The sequence below is a fragment of the Pseudorhodoferax sp. Leaf274 genome, from assembly GCF_001422445.1.
Lineage (GTDB): Bacteria > Pseudomonadota > Gammaproteobacteria > Burkholderiales > Burkholderiaceae_C > Pseudorhodoferax.
Map to the genome: position 1 here is coordinate 140,186 of NZ_LMNA01000012.1, position 24,377 is coordinate 164,562.

General features: G+C 71.2%; 25 protein-coding genes. 6 read left to right on the forward strand and 19 right to left on the reverse strand.

Annotated features, from left to right (window positions below; translation table 11 throughout):
• Window positions 1-22: 22 nt before the first annotated feature.
• Entirely contained in the window at window positions 23-1,843 is a 1,821-nt protein-coding gene (locus ASF44_RS14720) for a hypothetical protein (RefSeq protein ID WP_056899977.1), read from the forward strand.
• A 270-nt stretch (window positions 1,844-2,113) separates the two neighbouring features.
• Window positions 2,114-2,908: a phosphodiesterase gene (locus ASF44_RS14725; protein WP_056899978.1), complete on the forward strand. Its 795-nt coding sequence runs from the start codon at window positions 2,114-2,116 to the stop codon at window positions 2,906-2,908.
• Here the strand turns inward: ASF44_RS14725 and ASF44_RS14730 are convergent, their stop codons facing one another.
• Together ASF44_RS14730 and ASF44_RS14735 are read right to left on the reverse strand one after the other, a co-directional pair.
• Window positions 2,909-3,739: an amidohydrolase gene (locus ASF44_RS14730; RefSeq protein WP_056899979.1), complete on the reverse strand. Its 831-nt coding sequence runs from the start codon at window positions 3,737-3,739 to the stop codon at window positions 2,909-2,911.
• 40 nt (window positions 3,740-3,779) lie between these two features.
• Window positions 3,780-4,691 (reverse strand): TauD/TfdA family dioxygenase, encoded by a 912-nt coding sequence (locus tag ASF44_RS14735; RefSeq protein ID WP_056899980.1) that lies wholly within the window; start codon window positions 4,689-4,691, stop codon window positions 3,780-3,782.
• A gap of 115 nt (window positions 4,692-4,806) precedes the next feature.
• Here ASF44_RS14735 and ASF44_RS14740 point away from each other — a divergent pair, with 115 nt between their 5' ends.
• Both ASF44_RS14740 and cysS read left to right on the forward strand, forming a co-directional pair.
• A complete protein-coding gene (locus tag ASF44_RS14740; protein ID WP_056900295.1) occupies window positions 4,807-5,772 on the forward strand; it encodes an arsenic resistance protein in 966 nt (321 codons plus the stop codon).
• Between the two features lie 288 nt (window positions 5,773-6,060).
• Complete coding sequence (gene cysS, locus ASF44_RS14745; RefSeq protein WP_056899981.1) at window positions 6,061-7,452, forward strand: cysteine--tRNA ligase; 1,392 nt, start codon at window positions 6,061-6,063, stop codon at window positions 7,450-7,452.
• A 105-nt stretch (window positions 7,453-7,557) separates the two neighbouring features.
• Here cysS and ASF44_RS14750 read toward each other — a convergent pair whose 3' ends face one another.
• From ASF44_RS14750 to coxB, 5 genes are all read right to left on the reverse strand, one after another.
• Complete coding sequence (locus ASF44_RS14750) at window positions 7,558-8,217, reverse strand: CoA pyrophosphatase (RefSeq protein WP_056899982.1); 660 nt, start codon at window positions 8,215-8,217, stop codon at window positions 7,558-7,560.
• A 59-nt stretch (window positions 8,218-8,276) separates the two neighbouring features.
• Window positions 8,277-9,023 carry a cytochrome c oxidase assembly protein gene (locus ASF44_RS14755; RefSeq protein ID WP_056899983.1) on the reverse strand — a complete coding sequence of 249 codons (747 nt, stop codon included), beginning with the start codon at window positions 9,021-9,023 and terminating at the stop codon, window positions 8,277-8,279.
• Window positions 9,008-9,400 (reverse strand): hypothetical protein, encoded by a 393-nt coding sequence (locus tag ASF44_RS14760; RefSeq protein WP_056899984.1) that lies wholly within the window; start codon window positions 9,398-9,400, stop codon window positions 9,008-9,010. Before ASF44_RS14760 ends, ASF44_RS14755 begins: the two co-directional genes overlap by 16 nt.
• A 191-nt stretch (window positions 9,401-9,591) precedes the next feature.
• Window positions 9,592-12,114 carry a cytochrome c oxidase subunit I gene (gene ctaD / locus ASF44_RS14765; protein WP_082524779.1) on the reverse strand — a complete coding sequence of 841 codons (2,523 nt, stop codon included), beginning with the start codon at window positions 12,112-12,114 and terminating at the stop codon, window positions 9,592-9,594.
• Window positions 12,111-12,854 carry a cytochrome c oxidase subunit II gene (gene coxB, locus ASF44_RS14770; protein WP_200930605.1) on the reverse strand — a complete coding sequence of 248 codons (744 nt, stop codon included), beginning with the start codon at window positions 12,852-12,854 and terminating at the stop codon, window positions 12,111-12,113. The genes ctaD and coxB overlap by 4 nt, the downstream gene beginning before the upstream one ends.
• Here coxB and ASF44_RS14775 point away from each other — a divergent pair.
• Window positions 12,846-13,328, forward strand: a complete 483-nt coding sequence (locus ASF44_RS14775) for a DUF2231 domain-containing protein (protein ID WP_056899985.1) — start codon at window positions 12,846-12,848, stop codon at window positions 13,326-13,328. The two genes, coxB and ASF44_RS14775, sit on opposite strands and share 9 nt — an antisense overlap.
• A gap of 171 nt (window positions 13,329-13,499) precedes the next feature.
• Here the strand turns inward: ASF44_RS14775 and ASF44_RS14780 are convergent, their stop codons facing one another.
• The 8 genes from ASF44_RS14780 to ASF44_RS14810 form a co-directional block, all read right to left on the reverse strand.
• Window positions 13,500-13,943, reverse strand: coding sequence for a CopD family protein (locus tag ASF44_RS14780; RefSeq protein WP_056899986.1), 444 nt, complete (start codon window positions 13,941-13,943; stop codon window positions 13,500-13,502).
• A 7-nt stretch (window positions 13,944-13,950) separates the two neighbouring features.
• A complete protein-coding gene (locus ASF44_RS33100) occupies window positions 13,951-14,079 on the reverse strand; it encodes a hypothetical protein (protein WP_255358199.1) in 129 nt (42 codons plus the stop codon).
• A gap of 232 nt (window positions 14,080-14,311) precedes the next feature.
• Window positions 14,312-14,812, reverse strand: a complete 501-nt coding sequence (locus tag ASF44_RS14785; RefSeq protein WP_056899987.1) for a dihydrofolate reductase — start codon at window positions 14,810-14,812, stop codon at window positions 14,312-14,314.
• Window positions 14,813-14,822: 10 nt separating this feature from the next.
• Window positions 14,823-15,635, reverse strand: coding sequence for a thymidylate synthase (locus ASF44_RS14790; protein ID WP_056899988.1), 813 nt, complete (start codon window positions 15,633-15,635; stop codon window positions 14,823-14,825).
• A 13-nt stretch (window positions 15,636-15,648) separates the two neighbouring features.
• Window positions 15,649-15,963 carry a CcdB family protein gene (locus ASF44_RS14795; RefSeq protein ID WP_056899989.1) on the reverse strand — a complete coding sequence of 105 codons (315 nt, stop codon included), beginning with the start codon at window positions 15,961-15,963 and terminating at the stop codon, window positions 15,649-15,651.
• Window positions 15,964-15,966: 3 nt separating this feature from the next.
• Window positions 15,967-16,236: a type II toxin-antitoxin system CcdA family antitoxin gene (locus tag ASF44_RS14800; protein ID WP_056899990.1), complete on the reverse strand. Its 270-nt coding sequence runs from the start codon at window positions 16,234-16,236 to the stop codon at window positions 15,967-15,969.
• 55 nt (window positions 16,237-16,291) lie between these two features.
• Complete coding sequence (locus ASF44_RS14805) at window positions 16,292-17,728, reverse strand: FAD-binding oxidoreductase (protein ID WP_056899991.1); 1,437 nt, start codon at window positions 17,726-17,728, stop codon at window positions 16,292-16,294.
• A 16-nt stretch (window positions 17,729-17,744) separates the two neighbouring features.
• Window positions 17,745-18,137: a DUF2069 domain-containing protein gene (locus ASF44_RS14810; protein ID WP_056899992.1), complete on the reverse strand. Its 393-nt coding sequence runs from the start codon at window positions 18,135-18,137 to the stop codon at window positions 17,745-17,747.
• A 21-nt stretch (window positions 18,138-18,158) separates the two neighbouring features.
• Here ASF44_RS14810 and ASF44_RS14815 point away from each other — a divergent pair, with 21 nt between their 5' ends.
• Window positions 18,159-19,400, forward strand: a complete 1,242-nt coding sequence (locus ASF44_RS14815) for a YihY family inner membrane protein (protein WP_056899993.1) — start codon at window positions 18,159-18,161, stop codon at window positions 19,398-19,400.
• A 76-nt stretch (window positions 19,401-19,476) separates the two neighbouring features.
• On the opposite strand, the gene ASF44_RS14820 is transcribed toward ASF44_RS14815, so the two are convergent.
• Genes ASF44_RS14820 through ASF44_RS14835 form a run of 4 tightly spaced genes read right to left on the reverse strand, consistent with a single transcriptional unit; the run spans window position 19,477 to window position 24,359 of the window.
• Window positions 19,477-19,818, reverse strand: a complete 342-nt coding sequence (locus ASF44_RS14820) for an Mpo1-like protein (RefSeq protein WP_056899994.1) — start codon at window positions 19,816-19,818, stop codon at window positions 19,477-19,479.
• Between the two features lie 37 nt (window positions 19,819-19,855).
• Window positions 19,856-22,222 (reverse strand): GDYXXLXY domain-containing protein, encoded by a 2,367-nt coding sequence (locus ASF44_RS14825; RefSeq protein ID WP_056899995.1) that lies wholly within the window; start codon window positions 22,220-22,222, stop codon window positions 19,856-19,858.
• Window positions 22,222-23,040 carry an alpha/beta fold hydrolase gene (locus ASF44_RS14830; RefSeq protein ID WP_056899996.1) on the reverse strand — a complete coding sequence of 273 codons (819 nt, stop codon included), beginning with the start codon at window positions 23,038-23,040 and terminating at the stop codon, window positions 22,222-22,224. Before ASF44_RS14830 ends, ASF44_RS14825 begins: the two co-directional genes overlap by 1 nt.
• Window positions 23,037-24,359, reverse strand: coding sequence for an O-acetylhomoserine aminocarboxypropyltransferase (locus ASF44_RS14835; RefSeq protein WP_056899997.1), 1,323 nt, complete (start codon window positions 24,357-24,359; stop codon window positions 23,037-23,039). The genes ASF44_RS14830 and ASF44_RS14835 overlap by 4 nt, the downstream gene beginning before the upstream one ends.
• Window positions 24,360-24,377: the final 18 nt, after the last annotated feature.

A 24,377-nucleotide genomic window follows, 5' to 3' on the forward strand; every position in this document is an offset into this window, starting at 1 on the left:
CACCAGAAACTGGAAACCGACCATGAGCGACAAGAACCTCACAGAGCTGGAGTGGAAGAAGTTCTCCAAAGGCAAGGGCTACAAGGACGCTGCCTTCGTCAAGGCCTTGGCGGCGCTGGAGAGCGGCAAGACGCCGCAGGCCAAGCTGGACGCGCTGGCCGAGATCGACAAGCAGGCCGCCGTGCTGCGCAAGGCCGCCAGGAACGACGAGGCGCTGGGCCGCTACCTGGACGGCGCCGAGCAGGCGAGCGACAAGGAGCGCAAGCTGCAGGAAATGCAGGCCCGCAAGGCTGCGCAGGCCGCACCGGCTGCGGCGGCGGATGACGAAGAGGAAACGCCCGCGCTGCTGACGACGAAGATGATCCCGCTGCTGCGCCAGGTGAAGAAGGGCGAACCGATGCAGGTGCTGGTGGCGAACACCGGCAAGGAGGCGGCGGTGTTGCTGAGCAGGCGCGCGATCTCGCCCTCCAAGCGCAAGCTGCTGACGAACTACCTGGGTGTGGGCGGCACGGTGAAGTTCGCGTCCGGCGAGGCGATCTGGGAAGAGAACGCCGTGACCTTCGTGCTGCAGACGCAGGCGGCGGGCATGGCCAAGAAGCTGAAGGCTGCGCTGCTCAAGCAGACCGAGCAGCGGACCAAGGTCCGGGTGCGCGGCGAGGACCCGAGCGACATCGACGACGACGGCGAGCCGCCCGAACAGGAATCCGGCGAGAGCGAACGCCAGGAAGATTCCGGCGCCACGCTGGCAGGCGACGAGGCGGCGGCTTTCAACGCGCGGCTGGCGGCGCTGATGCCCAGCGTCAAGGAGATGCTCACGGCCGGCGGGCCCGGCGCCGACGCCGTCAAGCACAAGGTCAACGAGGCCGGTGTGTCGGCGCGCCAGAAGGAATATGGCGCTGCCAACATGCTGCTGGACGAGGCGCAGGCGCTGATGTCGGCCGGCCGCGCCGGCAGCGATGGCCTGTCCGCCCCTGCGGCTGGCAATCCCTCCGCCGCGTTCAACGCACGCCTGGCTGCACTGGTTCCGCGGGTCAAGGAGGTGGTCGCTGCCGCCGGTGCGAATGCCGCATCGGTCAAGCTGAAGGTGAGCGAGGCCGGCGTCGCCGCCCGCAAGCAGGCATTCGCTGCGGCCAACGCGTTGCTCGACGAGGTGCAGGTGCTGCTCGACCAGGCTGCCGCCACAGGCGCTGCCCATGTGCAGCGTGGCGCCACCGAAGCCGCCGACGGCGGCGGGCCGCCGCAGGAGCCGGCCCAGGCCCAGTACCAGCAGCGCCTGAGCGCCATCGAGCCCCGCTACCAGGCCGCGCTGGGCGATCGCCCGGCCGAGGCAGCGCGCCTGCGCGCGGTGTTCGGCTATGCCGGCGAGCAGGCCGCCGGCGGCGCGTACGCCAAGGCGCTGGAAGCCCTGCGCCGGCTCGAAGGCATGCTGGACACCGCCACGCCCGCGCAGGACAGCGGCAGCCTGGCCGGCTACCGCAGCACCCTCCTGGCATGCCGCGCTGCGGTTGCCGAGGTGAACGCCAGGATCGCCCGGCTGAAGGCGGCGATCTCTGGCCAGGCGCCCCACGACACCGAGCTCGCCGACGAACTGGCCGGCACGCTCGGCCAGTTCAACGAGGAACTTCTAGCCTTCGTCGAGGCGGCGATCGCGGGTTCAGAGGGCGAGGCCCCGCCCGCCGCGCAGGCGCTGAAGGCGCAGGTCGTCGGCTTCATCGCCCAGGTGGCGGCCGACCCGCTGATCCAGCACGTGGACCGCAATCCGTACGGTGTGGCGATGGAGATCGGCAAGACGCTCGGGCAAAGGCTCGAAAGCATCCGTGACGCCGTGCCGGAGCCCGCGTGAACTGCGGATGGCCGGCCGCACGGTGCCCGCGGCTGCGCCGGCAGATGGAGTGCCGGCCACCAGCAGCACCCTGCCTGCGCGCCCTGGGCGGGCGCATCGAGCAGCCGCCTTCCAGCGCGCGTTCGATGTCCTCCGTCTGGCCCCTGATGCAGCGTCCGCAGGCGAGCAGTTGGTCCTTCTGGCGGCGTGGGTGTGACATGGACGCGCGCGGGTCAATATAGTGGACGGGCCATACGAGCCAGGCCGGCTCCAGCCGACCAGGAATGCACCATGCTCATCGCCCAGATCTCGGACACCCATGTCAGGCCGCGGGGCCAGCTGTACCACGGCGTTGCCGATTCCAACCGCATGCTGGCCCAGGCCATCGCGCACCTGCACGGACTGGACCGGCGGCCCGACCTGGTGCTGCTGACCGGCGATGTGGTCGACAAGGGCCACCCCGACGAATACGCCATGGCCCGTGCGCTGCTCGCCGAGCTGGCGATGCCCTGCCTCGTCATCCCCGGCAACCACGACCACCGCGAAGCCTTCCGGACCGCTTTTGCCGACCACCCCTGGCTGCCCGCTTCGGGCCCGCTGCACTACTGCGTGGACACGCACCCGGTGCGCATCGTGGCGCTGGACTCGACCGTGCCGGGCGCGCACCACGGCGCGATCGACGAGGCCGGCCTGGACTGGCTGCGCGCCACGCTCGCGGCCGACGCGGCCAAGCCCACCATCGTGCTGCTGCACCACCCGCCGTTCGCCAGCGGCATCCCCTACATGGATGCCTACCGGCTGCTGGCGCCCGAGCGGCTCGCGCAGGTGATCGGCGGCTTCCGCAACATCGAGGCCGTTCTCTGCGGCCATGTGCACCGCCCGATGCTGCGGCGCTGGGCCGGCACGGTGGCCTGCGCGTGCCCGAGCACCACCACCGAGATCGCGCTGCGGCTGGCGCCCGGCGCCAGGCCCGCCTCCTTCATGGCGCCGCCGGCCTGCATGCTGCACCTGTGGGACGGGGTGCATGGCATGGTGAGCCACACCAGCACCATCGGCAGCTTCGAGGGGCCGTTCGATTTCGCGTGATCAGCCGAAGCCGAACAGGCGCAGCGGCGTCTCCCACAGCACCTGCTGGCGCGCCTGGGCATCGGGCAGCTGGCGTTCCAGCAGCGTCAGCAGCGGCGCATAGTCGATGCGCGCGGGTGCGCGCAGGAAGGGCCAGTCCGAAGCCCAGACCAGCTGGCTCGGCGTGAAGGCCTCGACGAGGGCCTGCACGTAGGGCGCGCAGTCCGCATGCGGCCAGGCCTGGGCCGAGACCTTGGCCAGGCCCGACAGCTTGACGGCTGCGCGGCCCGTGCCTGCCAGCGCCAGCAAAGCCGCGAAGCCGGCCTGGCCCGTGCCTGCAGCCGGCACGAAGCGGCCGACGTGGTCGAACACGAGGCGCGCGCCGCTGTCCTGGAGCAGCGGGCCCAGCGCAACCAGCTGGTCGCCCTCGACCTGCACGTCGGCCCACAGGCCGAGCTCGCGCAGGCGTTCGAGCAGCGGCCCCGTGTCGCGGTAGAAGTCCACGCCCAGCAGCGCGGCGTTCAAGGCCACGCCCACCACGCCCTGGGCCTGCAGGTCCTGCAGCTCGCCGCGGCTGGTGTCGTTGCGCAGCACGGCGATGCCCTTGTAGCGGCCGCCGCCGCGCGCCAGCGTGTCCAGCAGCAGCCGGTTGTCCAGGCCGTAGCCCGAGTTCGGGCCGACCAGCAGCGCATGGCGCACGCCGTGCGCGTCCAGCACCTGGGCCAGCTGTGCGGGCGTGCCGGTCTCGGCCGGCGCCGGCCGGTACCAGGTGTCTGCCGCGTAAGGAAAGCGTTCGGGGTCGAAGACGTGGACATGGCAGTCCACGATGGGCGGGGTGGCGGGCAGCGGCATGCGGCGATGCTACGCCGCGCGCCGGCTCAGAACGGCCTGCTCAGAACGGCCGGCTGCCCGACAGGCTGATGCGCTTGAGCAGCCGCTGCTCGTCCGGCGCAAAGCCCGTGCGCGCATGCAGCGTGGCCTGGTTGTCCCAGTAGACGATGTCGCCCACCTGCCAGCGGTGCGTGTAGGCAAAGCGCGGCTGCGCCAGGTGGGCGCGCAGGCGCTCGATCAGCGCGCGGCCTTCGGCGGCGCCCAGGCCCACGATCTCGACCTCGGTCGCCGCATCCAGGTACAACAGGCGCTGCCCGGTGTCGGGGTGCGTACGCACCAGCGGGTGCACCTCGAACGGCGCCAGCGGCGCGATGTCGGGCGTGCGGTACAGCGGCCGCTCGCCCGAGGGCAACGGGTGCAGGCGGCGCAGGAACGGGTTGTAGGTGATCAGCTGCAGCCCGTCGATCGTGGCGCGCGTGGCACCGTCCAGTGCCTCGTAGGCGGCCACCTCGTCGACCCACGTGGTCTCACCACCCACCGAGGGCACCTGCAGGGCATAGAGGAACGAGCCCGACGAGGGTTGCGGCGTCCAGTGGTGGTCCGAATGCGCGGCCAGCTCGTGGTGGCCCAGCACGCCATCCTCGACGTTGCCGACCTTGACGATGGCAGGCAGATTGCCGCCGCCATACGGGTCGGAGGCCAGCACCGGCACGTCGGCCGGTGGCTGGAACACGCTGCCGAAGTAGCTGGCCAGGCGCAGGTACTGCGCATCGTCGAGCTGCTGGCCGCGCAACAGCACGATGCGGTGGCGCTGCAGCGCATGGCGGATCGCGCGCACCTGGGCCGCGTGCAGCGGCTGGCGTGCGTCGATGCCCTGCGCCACCGCGCCGAGCGCGGCACCCGCGATGGGCGCGACCTGCCAGGGCGGGACGGCGGCGCGCAGCAGGGGCGCGAGGTCGAGGACGGCGGACATGCGGAACTCCTTGTGCGGTGCAGGTCGTGCCCATGCTAGGCAGCGCGGGCGCTTGCGTGAACGCAGCTTTGCGCATGTCGATATGCGCAAAGCGGCGCAGGCTAAGCTCGGCCAGGTGCCCGACCCCCAACACCTGCTCGAAACCCGCCAGCCGGCGATCTACTTCGGCGCCGTGGCCCTCGGTGCTGCGCTGGCGTTCGCCGTGCCCGGCACCGAAGCGCTGCAGCCGGCCATCGAACCGGCCCTGGCGCTCATGCTGTTCCTCACCTTCCTGCAGCTGCCGCTCGCGGCACTGGGCCAGGCGCTGCGCGCACGGCGCTTCCTGGCCGTGCTGCTGGGCGTGAACTTCATCGCCGTGCCGCTGCTGGTGGCGCTGCTGCTGCCGCTGCTGCCGGCAGACCCCTTGCTGCGCCTGGGCGTGCTGCTCGTGCTGCTGTGCCCCTGCATCGACTACGTGGTCACCTTCGCGCAGCTGGGCCGGGCCGATGCCCGGCTGCTGCTGGCCGCCACGCCCTGGCTGTTGCTGCTGCAGATGGCGCTGCTGCCGCTGTACCTGGCCGTGTTGCTGGGCGATGCGGCCGCCGGCCTGGTGCGGCCCGGGCCCTTCGTGCAGGCCTTCGTCTGGCTGATCGCCGTGCCGCTGCTGCTGGCGCTGGCCTGCCAGCGATGGGCCGGCGCGCGCGTGAACGCGGCCCTGGCGCTGCTGCCGGTGCCGGCCACGGCGCTGGTGCTGCTGGTGGTCGTGGCCGCGGTGCTGCCGCAGCTGGGCCGGGCCGGGCCGGCCGCGCTGCGGGCCGTGCCGGTCTACATCGTGTTCGCGCTGCTGGCGCCGGCCCTGGGGTGGCAGCTCGCGCGGCGGGCGCGGCTGCCGGCGCCGGCGGCGCGCGCCGTGGCCTTCAGCGCGGCCACGCGCAACGCGCTCGTGGTGCTGCCGCTGGCCCTGGCCGTGCCGGGCGCGGTGCCGCTGCTGCCGGCCGTGGTGGTGGCGCAGACGCTGGTGGAACTCGTGGCGGAACTGGTCTACATCCGCTGGTTGGCGCGGCTGGGCGCGCAGGACAGCATTTGCGCGCTGCGTCGATGAGAACGGCGCTTGCTTCGCCCCAACTGCTCGTTAGTGCGTGAGAAGAGAAGAGTGGCTGACCTCGGACCGATAGGATGGCCGGGCATCCTCTTCGAGGACCAAGGGGCCTCTCCTGGCAACGCAAGCCGAGGTGTTAGCATCCCCGAATGCAAGCGCAATCCATGTCCACATCGAAGGAGTGTCGCGGCCGGCCCTAGAAGCCTGCCGATCGTGTGATTGCACGTCCATTGTTTTCTAGAGGCCGCATGAGCAAAGCTCCTGCGGCCTTTTTGTTTTTTGGAGCGACCGATGTCCACGGACCTGATGCTGTTCGACACCTTGCAACACGGGTTGCGCCCTTTCGTGCCTTTGCGCGAAGGTCATGTGGGGCTGTACGCCTGCGGGCCAACGGTCTACGACCATGCCCACATCGGCAATCTGCGCAGCTACCTGTTCGGCGACACCCTGCGGCGCGTGCTGGCGCTCAACGGCCTTTCCGTGCGTCACGTCGTCAACATCACCGACGTGGGCCACCTCACCTCCGATGCCGATAGCGGTGAAGACAAGATGGAAACTGGCAGCCGGCGGTTGGGGCGCAGCGCGTGGGAGATCGCTGCCTACTTCACCGATGTCTTCCAGCGCGACGTCGCGGCGTTGCGCATCCTGCCGCCAACGCTCTGGGCCCGCGCCACGGACCACATAGCGGAGCAGATTGCCTTCATCGCCGACATCGAGCGACGCGGCTTCGCCTACCGGACCAGTGATGGCATCTACTTCGACACAGAGAGGCTGGACGACTACGGCGCGCTGGCGAGGCTGGACAAGAAGGGCCTGCGCGCAGGCCATCGCGTGGACGTCGGCGACAAGCGCAGCCCGACCGACTTCGCGCTCTGGAAGTTCAGCGGCAGCGCGCGGCGACAGATGGAGTGGGACAGCCCCTGGGGCCGCGGCTTTCCGGGCTGGCACATCGAGTGCTCGGCGATGTCGGAGAAACATCTGGGCGCGCTGTTCGACATCCACATCGGCGGCGAGGACCACATACCCGTGCACCACACCAACGAAATCGCGCAGCACCAGGCCAGGCACGGGCACGGGCCGGCGAACTACTGGCTGCATGGCGCCTTCCTGCAGTTGGAGGGCAGCGCCAAGATGTCGAAGTCCGCAGGGGGCTTCCTGCGGCTGCAGACACTCGTGGACGCGGGCTACGACCCGCTCGCCTACCGCTACCTTGTGCTCACCGCCCATTACCGCTCGCCCCTTGTCTTCACCTGGGAAGCGCTGAAGGCCGCGCAGACGGGGCTTGGCCGCTTGCGCCAGGCTTTCGCGGCGCTGCCAGAATCGGGCGCGGTGGATGCGGATTGGCAGCATCGCATGCGCAGCGCTCTTCACAATGACCTGAACACGGCCGGCGCCCTGTCCCTGGCATGGGAGCTGCTCAGAAGCCCGGTGTCAGCGGCAGCGAAGCGTGCGACGCTGGCTTGGCTGGACAACGCCCTGGGGTTGGGGCTCGCGGTGTCAGCGGCACCAGTGGTCGACGTGCCGCCGACCGTACTGCGAATGGCCGTCGAACGCGATCTGGCTCGCAAGGAAAAGCGCTGGGCCGATGCCGACGCTCTGCGCCTGCTGATCGAAGCTGCCGGTTACCGCGTGCGCGATGGTGCCGGGCGCAGCGTGGTGGACTGCGTGCCGACTCCGAAATGATGTGGGTGGCGTGTTGCACCACGTGGGTCAATGGCCTGTGACACAAGCACGACCAGGAAGCCTCAATGCACTTTCGGGTGGCAGTTCGTGGTCGCAGGCCCGTCGCTAGCGCCGCGCGAACAGCGGCTGCTCGTAGTGCGCCACGCGCGTGGCACGGCCGGCCAGGCAGACCTCGCGGAACTGGAACAGCAGGGCGGCCGTCGGCGCCGCCACCCAGCCGTTGCCCACCGGCATGCGCAGCACGGGGTGCGGGCTGTCGTCGATGGCTTCGAGCAGCGGCGCATCGGCGCGCTGCAACTCGGTCAGCGGCACGCGGTGGATGCTGGCCACCTCGTCGGGGTTGGGCACGAGCGCATCGCGCACCGGGCCGGCCCAGACCACCACCGGCGTGATCGCGAAGCCCGAGCGCGTGGGGAAGTCGTCGAGCAGGCCCAGCACGGCTTCGCGCGGCAGGGCCAGGCCCACTTCCTCGTGCAGTTCGCGCAGCGCCGCCTCGGCGGCCGATTCGCCCGGCTCGACACGGCCGCCGGGCAGGGCCCATTGGCCCGGGTGGTTCTTCAGGTGCATGGCGCGCCGCGTCAGCAGCATGGCCGCGGCCGGGCTCCAGTCCGTGGGCCGGGGCAGCCCGGGAAATTCGGCGCCGCGGCCTTCCTCCACGAGGGCCAGCGCGACGGCGGCGCGGTGGCCGGCCGCCGGCACGCCGTGCAGTTCGAAGCTGGCGAGGTGGCGGCGTATGTGGTCGCGAAGCGCTGCGTCCAGCTGCATGGTCGGGCGGGGTTCCGGATCGTGGGGCCGGGCCAGTATGCCCGCCCGTCGGCCGGCCGTCAGTGCGCCGGTGTCGCGTCCCGGACCGGGCGCGCCGGCGGTGCGAACCAGCGCAGCGCCAGCGCCACGGCGGCCAGCAGGTAGCCCAGCGCACCGACCACCCACATGAGCAGCCCGGCCAGTTGCTGGTCCTGCAGCGGCTCCAGGCCCCAGGCACGCGCGCCCGCCGCCTGCAAGGTGTACAGCGGCTGCCCGGCGAAGGTCAGCAGCGCGCCCAGCAGTCCGGTGTGGGCCATGGTGGCCAGCAGCGCGAGCAGCGCCGCGCCGCGCTGGGGCAAGGGAGCCAGCAGCACGGCGCGCCAGAACCACCAGGCCGAGGCCAGCAGCAGCGCGAGGGCGGCCACGTGCAGGCCTGGCTGCTCCAGCACGGCCGCGTACAGCGGCGGCCAGTGCCACAGCCAGAGCAGGGCGCCATGCACGGCCGCCGCCGGGCCAGGCCGGGGCATGTGCGCGCGCGGCGACGAGCCCAGCGCCAGCAGCGCCATGCCCGCCAGCAGCAGCATCAGCTGCGCCATGTGGGCCGAGGCCAGCGTGGCGGCCAGCCGGCACAGCGGCGACACCAGGGCCAGCGCGAGCAAGGTCCAGCCGGCCAGCGGCAGCGGTTTGCGCCGGTGCACGAGCAGCCAGGCCAGCAGGCCCAGCAGCGGCAACAGCGTGGCAGGGGCCAGGCTCCAGGCCTGCCACCAGTCCTGCGGCAGGGCCGGCAGGCTGCCGGCCAGGCACAGCGACATCAGGTCCTCGAACATGCGTCGTCCTCCATGGTCGATGCCAGCGTCTGGCCGGCGCAGGGCGGCAAGGCCAGCAGTGGCCAGCCGGTGAAGACCGTGGCGGCCAGCGCCACCGCGGTCAGCACGCGCGCCAGGCGGCGCAGCGGTTCCGTCCAGCCGCCGAACCACCGCCACAGCGCCGCGAGCGCAACCAGGTGGGCGAGCCAGGCCATGGCGAGTGCCACCGTCAGCAGGTTGGCGCCGGCCAGGCGGCGTGCGTGCCAGCCGGCTTCGCATCCGAGCGTCAGGCCGGCGTACAGCACGACGAAGCTGCTGGCCCACACGAGCAGGCCGGCGGTGGTGCCGAGCAGCCAGCGGACCGGGGAGGGGGCGGGTGCGGTGGGGCGGTGGTCCATGTCAGTGATCCATGGCACTGGCGCGCCACCCTTGGGGCACGGCACCCGCTCGTGCGGCGCGGCGCGGAGGGCTGCGGAGCACGCCATGCCAGCAGACGCCGCGGACCTGGCTTGCCAGGCCGCTGGCGGCGGCCCTGGAGGGGCAGGGGATGTCTACTCGGAGCGAGGCATCCAAACGGGGTGGTGTCATCTCAGCGTCCCCAGGCCGGCACATGCATGGCCAGCAGCAGCACCGCGCCCGTGGCGGCCGTGTAGTCCCACCACAGGCGCGCGGTCTGCAGCTCCACGCAGCGTCGGGCCGACAGGAAACCGGCGCGCCCGCGCGCCAGGGCATAGGCCGCGAACACCGCGCCGAGCGCGCTGTGCAGCACGGCGTAGGCCAGGCTGAAGGCCAGCATGGCGCCGTATGCGTGCTCGCGTGGCGAGGGCATGCCCGGCAGCACGCCGGCCGGCAGCAGCAGCGTGGCGGCCAGCGCCGCGGCCAGTGCGGCCAGCAGCGCCAGCTGCCGGCCGCGGGCGTCGCCGCGCGCGTTGGCCCGCACCGCGTGGCGCATCGCAGCGCAGGCCAGCGCCAGGGCCAGCGCGGCGGCCAGCGGCAGCGCCAGCTGCGGCGCCAGCCAGTGCGGCGGCGGCCAGCCCGGCGCCACCGTGGCCAGGTAGGCGTGGCCGAACAACAGCGAGACGAAGAAGCTGCCGTTGGCCACCAGCGTCCACAGCAGGCCTGCGCGGCCGGGTGCGCGCTCCACCACGTCGTGCACGGGCAGGCGCAGGCCCGCGCCCGCATCCACCGGCACGGGGTCGTGCCGCAGCCCGATGGACCAGGCCCAGCGCCAGAACAGCGCCAGCGCCAGCACCGCGGCCGGTGGGGCCAGCCAGTAGGTCTTGGTCAGCAGGCCCATGAACACGCTGCCCACCGCCAGCGCCGCCATGAGCGGCAACCAGCTCGGGCGTGGCAGGCGCACCACGTGCGTGGGCTCGCCACTGACCGGGTCGCAGCCCAGGCTCTGTTGCTCGTCGGCGCTGGCATGTGCCAGCAGGCCTTCGCCTGCGGCGGCGCGCGCGCCCAGGTCGGGCGTGGTCCACAGCGGCTCCTGCCCGGGGGCGCGCGGCTGGCTGGCGAAGTTGTAGAAGGCCGGCGGCGTGGGCATGGCCCATTCCAGCGTGGACGCGCGCCAGGGGTTCTGCGGCGCGATGCGGCCCAGGTAGGCGCTGACGATGAGGTCGATCAGCAGCAGGAAGAAGCCGATGGCCATCACGAAGCTGCCCAGCGAGGACACGAGGTTGGGCAGGTCCCAGCCCATGCCCGTCACATAGCTGCCCACGCGCCGCGGCATGCCCAGGAGCCCGGTCAGGTGCATCACGAAGAAGGTGGTGTTGAAGCCCGTGAAGATGAGCCAGAACGCCCAGGCCCCCAGGCGCGGCAGCGTCTGGCGGCCGAACAGGTGCGGAAACCAGTAGTACACGCCGGCGAGGAACGGGAACAGGAAGCCGCCGACCAGCACGTAGTGCAGGTGCGCCACCACGAAGTGCGTGTCGTGCGCCTGCCAGTTGAACGGCACCAGCGCCAGCATCACGCCCGTGAGCCCGCCGCAGACGAAGACCACGAGAAAGCCCAGCAGCCACAGCATGGGCAGCGCGAGCTTGGGCCGGCCATGCCAGAGCGTGGCGATCCAGGCGAACATCTGCACGGCGGTGGGGATCGCCACCAGCATGCTGGCCGCCGAGAAGAACACCAGCGCCAGGTGTGGGATGCCCACCGTGAACATGTGGTGCACCCACAGCCCGAAGCTGATGAAGCCCATCGCCACCACGCTGGCCAGCACCCAGGACCGGCCGACCAGCGGCCGCTGCGCGAACGTGGGGATCAGCGTGGAGACGATGCCCGCCGCGGGCAGGAAGATGATGTAGACCTCGGGGTGGCCGAACAGCCAGAACAGGTGCTGCCAGAGCAGCGGGTCGCCGCCGCGCGCGGCGTCGAAGAAGGGCCAGCCGGCGGCGCGTTCGAGCTCCAGGATCAGGCTGCCCAGGATCAGCGGCGGAAAGCCCACCAGCATCATGCCGGCCGTGACCAGCATGTACCAGGCGAACAGCGGCATGTCCACGAGCCGCATGCCCGGCGCGCGCATGGTCAGGATGGTGACGATGATCTCCACCGCCGCCGCCACGGCCGAGATCTCCACGAAGGTGATGCCCAGCAGCCAGACGTCGGCGTTCACGCCCGGCGTGTGCGTGGCGTTGGACAGCGGCGTGTAGAGGAACCAGCCGCCGTCGGGCGCCAGCCCCGCCGCCAGCGCGCCAAGCAGGATCAGCCCGCCCAGCAGATAGCACCAGTAGCCGAACGCACCGAGGCGCGGGTAGGCCAGGTCGCGCGCGCCCAGCATCTTGGGCAGCAGGTAGATCGCGAAACCCTCGATCAGCGGGATCGCGAACAGGAACATCATGATGGTCCCGTGCATCGTGAAGACCTGGGCGTACAGCGCGTCGTCCAGGAAGGCCGACTGCGGCGTCGCCAGCTGCGCGCGGATCAGCATCGCCAGCATGCCGCCGACGAAGAAGAACACCAGGGCCGTGGCGATGAAGCGCCGGCCCACGACGTTGTGGTTGACGGCCGAGAGCGATCGCCAGCCCGAGGGGTTGTGCCAGATGCGCTGCAGCCGCTGGTGCAGGGCCACGGGATGGGAATGCGGTTGCGCTTGCATGTCGTGGTGCGTCATGGCGTGCCCCCCGCCAGGCGTGCGGCCAGCGCATCGGGCGCGTGCGCGTGCACCTCCATCGGCATGCGCGCATGGCCGGTGCCGCAGTACTCGGCGCACACGCCCCGGTACACGCCAGGCGCGTCGGCCTGCAGCCGGATCACGTTGGTGCGGCCCGGGATCGCGTCGATCTTGCCGCCGAGCCGGGGAACCCAGAAACCGTGGATCACGTCGGCCGTGCGCACGTGTACATCCACCGGCTGGCCGGCCGGGATGTCGATGCGGTTGGTGGCGGACGGCGCCGTGGGGTGCTGCGGATAGCGCGCATCCCACTGCCATTGCCGTGCCGTCACTTCCACAGTGAACACGGGCGCGGCCCCCGGCAGCGGCAGCAGCGCATGGCCGGCGCGCATGCCCCACAGCAGCAGCGCCGCGATCACCGCGCCGGGCAGCAGCAGGCCGCCGCCCACCAGCAGCGCGTTGGCCGACACGCGCGGCGTGCCGGCGCGCCGGCGCAGCGCGGCGTACAGGGCCAGCCCGGTCATCGCCACCGTCAGCGCCATGCCGCCCCAGAACATGGCCCACCACACGCGCGCGATCGGCGCCGCCCCCGGGCCGGCCGGGTCGAGCGCCGACAGCGGGCCGGCCGTGCTGCAGCCGGCCAGCAGCGCGATCGCGGACAGGCCGCACGCCCAGGCGGCGCCTCTTCCGGCAGTGCGGGTATGGGGTGTGCCGCTAGAGTGGGCCGCACCATGAAGCAATTTGCCGATCCCGTTCCCCACGGCACGACGACGCGCGTGGCCTTCTTCGGCCATCCCGCGCACGCCATGCTGGTGCCCTTTCCGATTGCCTTCCTGGTCGCGGTGTTCGCCAGCGATCTGGCCTGGTGGCATTGGAGCGATCCTTTCTGGGCGCGCATGTCCTTGTGGCTGGCCGGCGGCGGCGCGCTGTGCGGCATCCTGGCCGGCATCGCCGGCACCGCGGAGCTGCTGGCCGTGCGCGACATCCGCCGGCGCGCAGCCGCGTGGAGCCACTTCGTCGTGGCGGTGATGCTGCTGTCCGTGGGCATGGCCAACTGGGGCCTGCGCCTGGGCGACGCCGAAGCCGCCATCGTGCCGCTGGGCCTGTACCTGTCGGGCCTGGGCGTGGTGCTGGTGGGCGTGGCGGGCTGGCTCGGCGGAACGCTGGTGTTCGAGCACCAGGTCGGCGTGCTCAGCGAGGACGAGGAAGACTGAGAAGCTGTGAACGACCCCGACACGCCCGCTCGTCCCGCCCCGGCACGCACCCTCGGCGTTGCACATGCTCGCCATAGCCCGAGCTAAGGCTGCGCTTTGCGCCTTGATGGGACGCACCGGGACGGTCCGCTCGCACGCGCCAGGTTCATCCACAGCTTCTGAGGCGCGCATTCAGAACCCCAGCCGGGGTTGCGCCAGCACCAGCCACAGCACCCCCAGGATCAGCACCAGCGGCACGGCGGCCAGGCCCACGAAAAACCCGGCCGACCAGCGCCGGGGCTGCTCGCGCAGCACCAGCAGCATCTTTCCGCAGGTGGCGTGGAAGAACACCATGCCGGTGACCAGCGTGAGCTTGGCCGCCAGCCACGGCGCGTAGGCACCCATCACGTGGATGAGCGCCGTGCCCGACACCACCGCCAGCACCGCGGCCGGCGAAGCCAGCGCGATGTAGACGAAGCGCGTCCCGGCCTTGAGCCGGTGCCGCGACACGCGCCCGCGCGTGACGGGGTACAGCGCGAGCAGGGGAGGCAGCGCGATCAGGCAGGCGCACCAGGCCGCCAGCGTGCTCAGGTGCACGAACTTGATCCAGGGTGCCCATATGGCCAGCAGGTCCATGCAGGTCTCAAGCCGCCGGCACGGCCCGGGCGATCATGCGGTCGCCGGGCCGCGGGTCCATGCGTGCGTGCCCGCGGTCCGCGGCCATGGCGTACTGGCAGCCGTCGAGGGTGGGGTCGGTCTGGCGGTCAATCACTCGGCGGCGTCCTGGGGTGGGGCGCGGGTGCTGGGCACCCTGGCTTGGCATGGCGGAACCAAGGCACTGACTTCGAGTTGTATTGACCTATGGCATCGGGGCGGTTGGTGCCGGCCAGTGTGTGGGCCGCGCCGCGGCCCGTCGAGCGGCCGGTGCGCCGCACAGGGGTGGGAGCAGGACTACAGCGCCATGGCGCCCACTGTCTCTTGCCGTCCGCGCATGGACGCGTTGGTCAGGGTGTGCGTGCGGTGTTGTGGTACTGCACGAAGCTGAACGCCAGCCCGTTGGCCGAGACGTGGCGTTCGCGCGCCACCTCCTTCCAGGCCTCGCCGAAGGTGGGCGCGTGCGCATCGCCCTCGAACGCGGCCTCGATCTCGGTGACCATGGCCGTGCTGGCCAGGGCCATGGCCTGCGCATAGACCTCGGCCCCGCCCGTCACCCAGACCCTGGCATCGGCCGGGCACAGGCCCAGGGCTTCCTCGAGCGAGGCGGCGCGCAGCGCGCCGTCGGCCTGCCAGCCGGCGTGGCGCGTCAGCACGATGTTGATACGGCCCGGCAGCGGGCGGAATTTTGGCGGCAGCGAATCCCAGGTCTTGCGGCCCATCACCACCGGGCAGCCCATGGTCGTGGCCTTGAAGTGCGCCATGTCCTCGGGCAGCCGCCAGGGCAGGGTGTTGTTGTGGCCGATGACGCCATTGGCCGCCTGGGCCCAGATCAGGTGCAGCGTGGCCATGGCGTGCCTCTCAGACCGCCACCGGCGCCTTGATGGCGGGATGCGGGTCGTAGCCCTCGATGGCGAAGTCTTCGTACCGGTAGTCGAAGATCGAATCGGGCCTGCGCAGGATCCGGAGCGTGGGATAGGGCCGCGGATCGCGCGAGAGCTGCAGCGCGACCTGCTCCACATGGTTGCTGTAGATGTGGCAGTCGCCACCGGTCCAGATGAAGTCGCCGACCTCCAGGTCGCACTGCTGCGCGAGCATGTGCGTGAGCAGCGCGTAGCTGGCGATGTTGAAGGGCACGCCCAGGAAGATGTCTGCGCTGCGCTGGTAGAGCTGGCAGCTGAGCTTGCCCTCGGCCACGTAGAACTGGAAGAACGCATGGCAGGGCATCAGCGCCATCTTCGACAGATCGGCCACGTTCCACGCGCTCACGATGATGCGGCGCGAATCGGGGTTGCCCTTGAGCTGCTTCACCACCTCGGCGATCTGGTCGATGTGCCCGCCATCGGGCGTGGGCCACGAGCGCCACTGCACGCCGTAGACCGGGCCCAGGTCGCCGTCTTCCCGGGCCCATTCGTCCCAGATCGATACGCCGCGCTCCTTGAGCCAGTTGTTGTTGGACGACCCGGTCAGGAACCACAGCAGTTCCACGATGATGGACTTCAGGTGCACCTTCTTGGTCGTCACCAGCGGGAAGCCCTCGGACAGGTCGAAGCGCATCTGGTGGCCGAACACGCTCTTCGTGCCCGTGCCGGTGCGGTCGCCCTTGGCCACGCCGTGCTGCTGCACGTGGCGCATGAAGTCTTCGTATTGGGAGCGGATGGGGCGGGAAGGCATATGGTGACGGGTGTCAGTAGGCGCCGAACAACGTGTCCAGTGCATCCTGGATATGAGACTGCTGGTCGGCCAGATTGGCGACCGGGCGGCGCAAGTCACCGATGGGGATCGCGCCGATCGAGGCAGTGTCCATGACGACAGTCTTGTCGATCACGATCAGCTCCGGATTCAATCTGCGCACTGGGCCCATGAAGCGCTCGCCGAGATGCAAGGGCACAACGACACGTGTTTCCAGCGCTTCCAGATGGTCGCTCTGGATGTCCAGGAAGAAGGGAATGGTGCGTCGTTCCGCTGGATCCGGGTTGGCATAGACATCGAAGCGGGCCATTCGTCAAGACTTCTTGCCGTCGCCAAGGCTGCGCGCAAAGGTGCGGTACCTGGCCAGCGGCAATCCTTCCCTCGCAATGCGGGCGTTGTAGGCCGCAATGGCTTCCTTGTTGTCTTCGTTCCACTTGTCCCAGTAGCGGCGCTTGACTTCTTCGAGGAGCAACGCGTCGACAGTCTGCGACAGATTCATGCCGAGCTCGCGAGCAACCTCGAGCACCTTGCTGTTGAGCGAGAGGTTGGTGGCCTTCTTGGGGGCGTTATCGAAACGAAGCATGGATGGACCCTGCGCATCTGAGCATGCGCACATCTTACGCGCATGCCGCGTGGCTTCACGCCTCCAGCACGCGCCCCGGGTTCATGCGGTTCTCGGGGTCCAGCGCGCCCTTGATCGCGCGCATCAGCTTGAGTGCCACCGGCGACTTGTAGTGCGGCAGCTTGTGCTGCTTCAAGCTGCCCACGCCATGCTCGGCCGAGATCGAGCCGTCGAAGGCCTTCACCGAGTCGAACACGATGGTGTTGACGTTCTCTTCCTGCTCCGCCAGGAAGGCCCTGGCATCGCCGCCGGCCGGGGCCTGCACGTTGTAGTGCAGGTTGCCGTCGCCCAGGTGGCCGAAGTCGACCATGCGCACGCCGGGGATCTGCTCGGCCAGCAGCGCGTCGGTCACGCGCACGAACTCAGGAATGCGCGAGACCGGGATGGAGATGTCGTGCTTGATGTTCAGGCCTTCCTCGACCTGGGCCAGCGGGATGCTCTCGCGGATGTGCCAGAGCTGGTGCGCCTGCGTGAGGTTTTCGGCCACCACGGCGTCGGTCACGCAGCCGGCCTCGAAGGCCTGCTCCAGCAGCTGCTCGAAGCGCGCGCGGGCGTGTTCTTCCGATTCGTCGTCGGAGTTCTCCAGCAGCACGCACCAGGGCGTCTCGTCCGCCGCCTCGGCCGCGCCCGTCACGAAGGGCACGCGCTGCTGCGGGAAGTGCTTGGCCACCAGGCTCACGGCGAAGCGGCCCATCACCTCGAAGCCCGTGAGGCCGGCGCCCAGCGTGCGGTGCGCCATGCCCAGCAGCTCCACGGCCTGGTCCATCGAGGGCACGGCGGCCCAGGCGGTCAGCCGCGCGGCCGGCATGGGGTAGAGCTTCATGGTCGCCGCGGTGATGATGCCCAGCGTGCCTTCGCTGCCGACGAACAGGTCGCGCAGGTCGTAGCCGGTGTTGTCCTTGCGCAGGCCGGTGAGGCCGTTCCAGACCTCGCCCTCGGCCGTGACCACTTCCAGGCCCAGGCACAGGTCGCGCGTGTTGCCGTAGCGCACCACCTGCGTGCCGCCGGCGTTGGTGGCCAGGTTGCCGCCGATGGTGCAGCTGCCCTCGGCCGCCAGGCTCAGCGGGAACAGGAAGCCGTCCTTCTCGGCCAGCTCCTGCAGCGTCTGCAGGATGCAGCCGGCCTCCACCGTCATGGTGAGGTTGGCCGGGTCGATGGCGCGCACGGCGTTCATGCGCGTGAGCGACAGCACCACCTGGCGCCCGCTTTCGTCGGGCGTGGAGCCACAGACCAGGCCGGTGTTGCCGCCCTGCGGCACCAGGCTCGTGCCGGCGGCGGCGCAGGCCTTGACCACGCCGGCCACCTGCTCGGTGGTGGCGGGGCGCACCACGGCCAGGGCCTTGCCCCGGGCGCGCTTGCGCCAGTCCTGTTCCCACGCGGACAGGTCGCCTTCGGTCAGCACGTGCGGGGCGCCGACGATGGCGCGCAGGGAATCGAGCAGGGCAGCGGTCATGGATGCAGGTCCTCGTTCATTCGCCCGTGGCTGCGGCCAGCCGGGCATTGCGAAAGCGCAGCCGCACGTGCATGGCGCACGCCGCGAAGAGCAGCAGGCACAGCAGCAGCTCGGCCAGCGCGCACCAGCGGCCGGCGGGCAGCGGGTCGCTCCAGGCGCGCACCACGCCCTCGGTGAAGTACAGCCAGATGAGCAGGCTCAGCCAGCGGTAGGTGTACATGCGGTTCTTGAGCAGGCCCGCCAGCGGGATGCACAGCGGCAGCACCTTGAGCGCCAGCCAGCTGCCGCCCGGGCGCAGCGGCGCCAGCCAGAGCTCCCAGGCCAGGCCCAGCGCGATCATCGCGAGCAGGCTTGCGACGGCGATCCGGCGGGTCCAGGCGACGGTGGGGTCCAGGGGGGCGGAGGGCATGGGGCTGGCATGATAACGAGCATGTCCGTTGCCTCCCGCCGCTTGCCAGAGCGCCTGCACGCGCTGCTGGGTGATCTGGCGCATTTCCCCTGGCGCACCACCGCGCTCACGCTGCGCCAGCGTTTCCGCGAAGACCAGCTGGCGCTGACCGCCAGCAGCCTGACCTTCACCACCATGCTGGCGCTGGTGCCGCTGTTCACGGTGGGGCTGGCCATCTTCACGGTGTTCCCGATGTTCGACACCATGCAGCAGGTGCTGCAGCGCTGGCTGGTGCAGAGCCTGGTGCCGGAGACGATCGCGCGCCAGGTGCTGGGCTACCTCACCCAGTTCGCCAGCCAGGCCAGCCGGCTCGGCAGCCTGGGCCTGGCGGTGGTGCTGGCCACGGCACTGGCGCTGGTGCTGACCATCGACCGCACGCTCAACCGCATCTGGCGTGTGCCGCGCCCGCGCCCGCTGGGCCAGCGCGTGCTGATCTACTGGGCCTTGCTCACGCTCGGGCCGCTGCTGCTGGGCGCCAGCCTGGCGATGACGTCCTATGCGGTGTCGTCCTCGCGCGGCCTGGTCGACAGCCTGCCGGGCGGCGTGCGCGTGCTGCTGGACACCATCGAATTCGGCCTGCTGGCGCTGGGCATGGCCGCGGTCTACCGCTACGTGCCCAACACCGATGTGAAGTGGTCCCACGCGCTGGCCGGCGGCATCTTCGTGTCGGTCGGCATCGAACTGGCCAAGCGGCTTCTGAGCCTGTACATCGCCTCGGTGCCGACGTATTCGGCCATGTACGGCACCTTCGCCACGGCGCCCATCCTGCTGCTGTGGATCTACCTGGCCTGGACCATCGTGCTGCTGGGCGCCGTGACCGTGGCCTACCTGCCCAGCCTGCTGGCCGGCGTCGCGCGGCCGGTCGCTGCGTACGGCTGGCACTTCCACCTGGCGATCGAGGTGCTGCAGCACCTGTACGGCGCGCGCAGCGGCGAGGCGCATGGCCTGGCGGCCGGCGCGCTCGGCCGCGCGCTGGGCACCACCAAGCTGCAGCTCGAGCCGGTGCTGCAGGTGCTCGTGGGCCTGGACTGGGTGGGGCGGCTGGACGAGTCCGAGCACGGCATGGGCGCGGACACCGAGGCCCGCTACGTGCTGCTGGCAGACCCCGAGTGCACGCCGCTCGCACCGCTGTTCGAGCGCCTGCTGCTGGACCGCAGCGCGCCGATGTCCGGCCTGTGGGAACGCGGGCGCTGGGACGCGCTGCGCCTGCGCGACGCGTTGTGACGCCTGCATCGGCGCGCGCGCGGCCAAGCCCGCAGCGTGGCGTCGATCCAGCCGGTGCCGGGGGTCGACTCCAGGTTCAGAGCTTGATGCGCCCCAGCCAGATGTCGCGGTACATCGCCCAGTCGCCCAGGAAACTGTAGAGCGGGCGCTTGAAGCTGGCGGGCTTGTTGTTCTCGAAGCCGAAGTGGCCGATCCAGGCGAAGGCATAGCCACAGGCCAGGCCGATCGGCAGCCAGCGCCACTGGCCCGTGGCCAGCAGCAGGGCCAGGCAGACCAGGCCCAGCGTGCTGCCGACGAAGTGCAGGCGACGGCAGGTGCGGTCGCGGTGCTCGGAGAGGTAGAACGGATAGAACTCGGCGAAGCTGCCGAACCGGCGCGGATCGACAGCGTCGGAAGACGCCGTGGGAAGGATGCTCATGCGCTGTCTCCTGGCCCTGTCAACGCAGGGCTCCGAGTCATCGTAACGCCTGCAGCTTGGCGTCCGCCAGTCCCACGAGCAATGCGCGGCCGTCCGGTGCGACGCGGAATTCTCCATAGCGCGCCTGCGCGAAGCGATCGGCTTCGCCCTCGCGGAAGAACCAGGCGTCGGTGACCAGCGTCCAGTGGCCGTTTTTGGGGGCCAGCGTGATCGTGAACTCGCCGTCGGCCAATGGCTCGCCCGGTGCGGCCACGCGCAGCAGCTCGGCCACGCCGCGCGCATCGCGCCGCGCGACCGCTTGGGGCCGCGTGCCGGACTGCGGCTGCGCCAGCCGGTCTTGCGTGTCGGTTGGTAGCTGGAACCGCAGCTGCATGTAGTCGCCCTGCATCAGCGAGCGCGGATCGACCGGCGCCAGTGCCACGAAGACCGGCTGGCCCTGCGCGATCAGCCGCTCGTTGCGCCAGATGCCCGTGTTGGCCACCACCAGCGTGGCCAGGCCGCCCACCAGCACCAGCAGCGCGGCGGCGCGGGGCGCGCTGGCCGGCGCCGCCGCGCCGGTGGGCATGCGCGCGGCACGCCAGGCCAGCGCGGCCAGCGCCGCGCCGCAGGCCACCATCAGCACCGCCTTGTGGGCCAGCGGCCAGGCAAGCAGGTAGTAGAAGCTGCCCACCGTCCAGGCCGCGGCCAGTGCGCCGCACAGCGCCAGCTGGCGGCGGCGGGCGGCCGCTGCCAGCACGGTGGTCAGCAGGATGGCGCCCAGCATCGGCAGGAAAGCGCACAACGCCGCGGCGACCAGCGCCACCGCGGCACAGCCCGGCCGGCGCAGCGCGGGCCAGCGCCGCGCGGCCAGGCCCCCGGTGGCCAGCGCCAGCAGCGCCGAGGCCGCCGCCGTCCAGGGGCCGGGCGCCACGAGGCCGCCGCTGCCGGCGAAAGGTTGCGTGGGACCCGGGACGGCACCGACCAGGAAGGCCATGCCCGATGCGCTGGCGAGGCCGGCCAGCGCCAGCGCGAGCCATCCCGAGGCCGTGGCGGCCAGTGGCGGCCGCCGCAAGCCGGCCAGGCCCGGCAACACGGTGCCGTGCAAGGCCAGCCACAGCAGGCTGCCGTCCTGCCAGTCGTTCTCGCCGTGCAGAGCCAGCACCGTGGCGCCGGCCGCCGCAGCACCCAGCAGGCCATGCAGCCAGCGCTGGCGCGTGTCGGCCAGCCAGGCCAGCGCGAGCAGCAGCAGGGCCATCAGGCCTGCCGCCAGCTGCAGCGGCAGATCGCGCGCGAGGCCGTAGCCCAGCGTTCCCAGGCCGGCCAGCAGCAGCGGCAAGGCCAACTGCTCGACGAACACGGACACCTGCGGCCGGCGCAGCAGCGTGCCGGCCAGCGTCAGCAGCAGCACGCCGACGGCGTAGGGGCCGGAGCCGGCATGGACCCAGTCGCCCAGCAACAGCGCCACGGCGCCGAGCAGCGGCAGCGCGGCCAGCCAGGCGCCCAGCCCGGTCAGCAGCACCACGGGCCAGGGGCGATCGCCGGGCGCGGCGGTTGCCGTGCCCGCGGCCCAGGCGCCGCAGGCCTGCGCACGCCGCTGCACCCAGCGCACCGACAACGCCAGCAGCGCCGCGGCGGCCAGGCCCAGCAGCAAGAGGTTGCCGATGGCGTCGATGCCGCCATCGAGCAGCCAGCGCGCCGCGCCGGCGACGAGCAGCGTGTCCAGCGCCAGCGTGGCCACGCTGAGCGCGAACAGGTCGAAGCCGCGGCGGCTGGCGAATCCGGCCGCGGCCAGCGCGAGCAGCAGCAGGCTGCCCGTGGACTGCGGTGCCGGGTCTTCGCGGAACAGGCCGCCCAGCGCGGTCAGCGTCAGCAGCACGGCGAACAGCGCCGCCGCCAGCCGGAAGGCCCAGGGGCCGGCGCCCGTCAAGCGGCGCGCCCAGGGCGACAGCAGCGCCACCACCAGCGCGGCCATGGCGGCGGCAGCGGCGTGCGTGTGCAGGTCCTGCGGGCGCACGCGCCACGCGTGTCCTGTGTGCGCCTGGGCCCACAGCGAGACTGCCGCCATGGCCACCAGGCACCAGGGCAGCCACAGCGCATCGCTGCGCGCGGCCAGCGCCAGCGGCAAGGCCAGCAGCGCCCACAGCGCGAACAGCTGCCAGGGATCGGCGCCGGTCTGGTAGGTCTGACCGAAGTAGGCGAACAGCGCACCCGTGGCAAGCAGCGCCGCCAATGCGCCGGGCACGCGCAGGGCAGGCCGTGCGGCGGCGGCGAGTGCAGCGATGGCCAGCGCGCCTTGCAGCACCGCGAAGCGGCCCATGCGGCCGAAGTCGTCCCAGTTCGCGGCCAGCCAGAGGATGAGGCCGAAGCCGACCAGCGCCGCTGCCAGCAGCGCAACGGCTTGCCAAAAGCGCTGCAGTGCCGGCATCAGCGGGACAGGAAGCCGTGGATCGCCAACAGCGTGTCGTCCGGTGCCTCGGTCATCTGGTGGTGGCCCACGGGCGGCTGCACCACCTGCACGGTCTTGCCAGCGGCCCTGGCCTCGGCGATGAGGCCCTGCGCGGCCTTGGGCGGCGTCATCTGGTCCTGCGCGCCGAGCACGAACAGCACGGGGCAGGCGATCTGCGCGATGGCGTCTTCGCCATGGGTGTAGCGGTCGCAGGCCAGGAAGCCGCGGTGGAACACGTTGGCATCGCGGTTGCTGCGCAGCACGCGCCGGCCCAGCGCCAGGCTCGCGCCATACACCCAGGTGCCCGGGCCCAGGGCCGAGGGCGGTGCGGCCAGCGTGGAGCGCGAGAACACGTTGACCATCTTCAGTGCGGCTTCCGGCTCGTTCAGCGAGGCGTCGAGCAGCGCCTGCGAGACCTTCATCGGAAAGGCCGTGCCGACCAGCACCAGCTGCGTGATCCGCTCGCCGAGCTGGGCCGCGGCTTCCAGCGCGATCAGCGAGCCCCAGCTGTGCCCGACCAGCGCGGCGCGCTGCACGCCGGCCGCGTCCAGCAGCGCGGCGATGAAGCCGGCCGCCTCCTCGACGGTGGACGGGGCCTCGCCCGCGCTGCGGCAGTGGCCGGGCAAGTCGACCGCCAGCACGTTGAAGCCGTGGTGCGCGAGGTAGCGGCTCTGCAGGATCCAGACGCTGTGGTCGTTGAGCACGCCGTGGATGAAGACGACCGTGGGCCTGGCCGCGTCGAAGGGCTTGCCGCCGGTGTAGCAGTAGGTGGGGGCGCCGTGGACGGTGAGGATCATGCTGCCGTCCCTGTCGATTTTTCCGCGGCCTTGAGTGCCCGCTTGAGGTCGTCGATGAGGTCGTCCGCATCCTCCAGCCCGATCGAGAGCCTGATGGTGCCCTGCCCGATGCCGCCGGCCGCCAGCGCCTCGTCGCTCATGCGGAAGTGCGTGGTGCTGGCCGGATGGATCACGAGCGATCGGCAATCGCCCACGTTGGCCAGGTGGCTGAAGATCTTGAGCGTCTCGATGAACTTCTTGCCCTGCTCGCGGTTGCCCTTGAGGTCGAAGCTGAACACCGAGCCCGCGCCGCGCGGCAGCAGCTTGCTGGCCAGTGCATGGCTCGGGTGGCTTGGCAGCAGCGGGTGGCCCACGCGCGAGACGAAGGGCTGGGCGGCCAGGAACTCGACCACCTTGCGCGTGTTGGCCATGTGGCGCTCCATGCGCAGCGGCAGCGTCTCGATGCCCTGCAGGATCAGCCAGGCGGTGTGAGGGCTCATGCAGGCGCCGAAGTCGCGCAGGCCTTCGCGGCGCGCGCGCAGCAGGAAAGCGCCGACCGTGCTCTCCTCGGTGAACACCATGTCGTGGAAGCCGTCGTAGGCCTGCGCCAGTTCGGCGAAGCGGCCGCTCTGCGCATGGGACGCGGCCCAGTCGAAGCTGCCGCCATCGACCAGCACGCCACCGATCACCGTGCCATGGCCCGACAGGAACTTGGTGGCCGAGTGGTAGATGAGGTCGGCACCGAGTTCGAAGGGCTTGATGAGCCAGGGCGAGGTGAGCGTGGAGTCGACCAGCAGCGGCACGCCGGCCTCGTGCGCGATGGCCGAGACGGTGGGGATGTCCAGCACGTCCAGGCCCGGGTTGCCCACGGTCTCGCCGAACAGCAGGCGCGTCTGCGGCCGGATCGCAGCGCGCCAGCCATCGATGTCGCCGGGCTTCACGAACGTGGTGTCGATGCCGAAGCGCCGCATCGTGTAGTGCAGCAGGTTCTGCGAGCCGCCGTACAGCGCCGTGCTGGCGACGATGTGGCCGCCCGCGCCCATCAGCGTGGCCACGGCCAGGTGCAGCGCGGCCTGGCCGCTGGCGGTGGCGATGGCGCCGATGCCGCCTTCGAGTGCCGCCACGCGCTGCTCCAGCACGGCGTTGGTCGGGTTGCTGATGCGCGAGTACACGTGGCCCGCGCGTTCGAGGTTGAACAGCGCGGCTGCGTGGTCGCTGGACTCGAACACGAAGGACGTGGACAGGTGGATGGGCACGGCGCGCGCGCCCGTAGCCGGGTCGGGCGATGCGCCTGCGTGCAGTGCCAACGTGTCGAATCCGGGGTCCGCGTAACCGGGCATGCGAGGGTCTCCTCCAGG